Here is a 2790-nt window from a genome sequence, read left to right as displayed (position 1 = left end):
GACCGCCGGCCCCCGTTGGCCAGCGGATACGCCGGAGCCCCGGCGGGTCTTGTCCGGCCCGGGGCTCCGGCGCGCTTGCGGGGGGGCGCCTACTCGCTCTTGATCGCGCCCAGGATGTCCATCCGGGCGGCCCGGTGGGCCGGCCAGAGGGCGGCCAGCAGGCCGATCACCGCGGCCGCGACCAGGAAGCCGAGGATCTGCAGCGGCGGCACCACGGTGGTGATGTTCTTGAGCGAGTCCGCCATCGTGCGGGTGCCCGCCCAGGCCACCAGGATCCCGAGCCCGATCCCGACCGCGCCGCCGAACAGCGCGATCAGCAGCGACTCCAACCGGACCATCCGGCGGATGCCGATCCGGTCCAGGCCGATCGCCCGCAGCATGCCGATCTCCCGGCGCCGCTCGAACACCGACATCGCCATGGTGTTGACCACGCCGAGCACCGCGATCACCACGGCCATCCCGAGCAGCCCGTACATCATGTTCAGCATGCCGGTGATCAGCTGACGGTTCTCCGCCTTGATGTCCTTCTCGCCCTTGACGGCGATCAGCGGGTTGCCGCCGGTCGCGTCGCGCAGCGCCTGCTTCAGCTTCTCGTCCGCGCCGTTGGCGCCCTTCACCAGGACCTTCGCCGGGCCGGAGCCGGGCAGCGCGTGCGGGCCCACCACGTTGTCCGGGGCGACGATGTTGGCCAGCGCGCTGTTGGCCTCCAGCACGGCGCCGACGGTGAGCGAGCCCTTGGCCCCGCCCGGGTAGGTGACGGCCATGGTGTCGCCGACCTTGAAGCCGAGGCGCTGGGCGGTGCCCGAGCTCATCATCAGCTTGCCCTGCTTGAGGGCGTCCGCCGAACCGTCCTTGACCTTGACGGTGGCCAACTGGTCGATGGTCGCGGCGTCGACGCCCGTCAGGAACTCGTAGTCGGAGTCGCCCTTGTCGGTCGTCACCCGGACTTCGCGCATCACGCTCATGGCGCTGACGCCGGGCGCCTTGGCGATCTGGCCGGCGACCTCGGGGGAGAGCTTCGAGCCGTTCTGCATGGCGACGGTGTAGTCGGCCTTGAGGTCGTCCGCGGTCGCCGCGTCGACGGCCTTGTTCACCGAGGCGCCGACCACGGTCAGCGCGGTGATCAGGGTGACGCCGATGGTCAGTGCCGAGGCGGTGGCCGCCGTCCGGCGCGGGTTGCGGATCGCGTTCTCCTGGGCCAGCTTGCCCGGCGTGCCGTAGACCTTGCGCAGCAGCGGGGCGAACAGCGCGATCAGCGGCCTGGCCAGCAGCGGGGTCAGCACGAACACGCCGATCAGCAGGGTGCCCGCGCCGAGCCCGACCAGCTTGTACTCCTTGCCGCCCGCGCCCGCGGCCAGGGAGCCCGCGCCGGCCAGCGTGAACAGCAGGCCGATCGTGTTGCGGACCAGCAGGCTCTTCTGGGTGGCGGGCTGCTCGGTCGAGCTCATCGCGGCCACCGGGGCGATCCGGGAGGCGCGCACGGCCGGCAGCAGGGCGGACAGCACCGTCACCAGGACGCCGACCAGCAGGGTCACCGCGATGGTGAGCGGCTTGATCACCAGCGAGCCCTGCGGCATGGTGTCGTCCATCGCGCTGACCAGCGTCTGCATGCCGGCGCCGATCCCGATGCCGGCGAGCAGCCCGGCCGCCGAGGCGAGCAGGCCGACCAGCAGTGCCTCGACCAGCACGGAGCGGGTGATCTGCTTGCGGCTGGCGCCGATCGCCCGCAGCAGTGCGAGTTCCTTGGTGCGCTGGGCGACCAGCATGGTGAAGGTGTTGGCGATGATGAAGATGCCGACGAACAGCGAGATGAAGGCGAAGACCATCAGGAAGGTGCTCAGGACCTTGGTGCCCTGCTGGATCATCCGGTCCTGCTCGGCGGCGAGCTCGCGCCCGGTCTTCGCCTCGATCGAGTCGCCCTGCGGGGCGGTCTGCTTGACGGCGGCGAGCAGCGCGGTGTCGTCCGCGCCCGGCTTGCCCTTGACGTCCAGCTCGGCGTAGCGGCCCGGGCTCAGGTAGAGCTGCTGGGCGGTGGCGGTGTCGAAGGCGGCCAGCGAGCCGCCGGCCAGCACACGCGGGTCGTTGGTGGTCAGGGTGCCGGTGAGCTTGAGCTTCATCACCGGGCCGTTGACGGCGACCCGGACGGTGTCGCCGACCTGGTAGCCGCCCTTCTCGGCGGTCTTGGTGTCCAGTGCGATCTCGCCCGAGCCGTGCGGGCCGCGGCCGTCGACCAGCGGGTAGCGCGGGTCGGTGCCGTCGGCGCCCGGCACGTAGTTGGTGCCGGTGGTGGAGAAGCCGTTGCCGATCAGCGCGCCCTTCTTGTCGGCGATGCCGGCGAAGCCGCTGACCACGCCACGCGCCTCGGCGGCGCCGGGCAGTGCCGCGACCGCCTTGCGGATCTCCTCGGTGAGGGCCGGGCCCTCGGAGTCCTCACCGGTGTGGTCGTAGGCCTGGCGGGCGGCGTCGCGGTCGCTGACCGTGACGGCGATGTCGGTGTAGCTCTTGGAGTTCTGGGTCCTGAGCGCGTTGCCGAAGGTGTCGGAGAAGACCATGGTGCCGGCGACGAAGGCGGTGCCGAGCATGACGGCCAGCGCCGTCATGAGCAGTCGGCCCTTGTGGGCCAGCACGTTGCGCAAAGCGGTGCGGTACATGAGGGGGTGTCAGTCCTGGGGGTTCTCGAAGGTCGGGGGCGCGGGGCTGGCGGGATGCTCTAGCTGGTGCGGCCCTTGGCGTCGAAGCGGCGCATGCGGTCCAGGACGGTGTCGGCGGTGGGGTGGTGGAGTTCGTCGA

Annotated in this window: 1 protein-coding gene and 1 pseudogene; both read right to left on the bottom strand. The window is 71.3% G+C overall.

The genetic code is table 11. The features are described from left to right. Window positions 1–89: 89 nt before the first annotated feature. A complete protein-coding gene (locus tag ACFVHI_RS37105) occupies window positions 90–2651 on the bottom strand; it encodes an ABC transporter permease (RefSeq protein ID WP_063346111.1) in 2562 nt (853 codons plus the stop codon). A gap of 59 nt (window positions 2652–2710) precedes the next feature. Beyond that, a pseudogene (locus ACFVHI_RS37100) lies at window positions 2711–2790 on the bottom strand (ABC transporter ATP-binding protein); the annotation flags it as partial.

This window comes from Kitasatospora sp. NPDC127121, assembly GCF_042677305.1.
Taxonomy (GTDB): domain Bacteria; phylum Actinomycetota; class Actinomycetes; order Streptomycetales; family Streptomycetaceae; genus Kitasatospora.
Note: the sequence above shows the minus strand (reverse complement) of the source record. Positions and strands in the feature narration are given on the sequence as shown.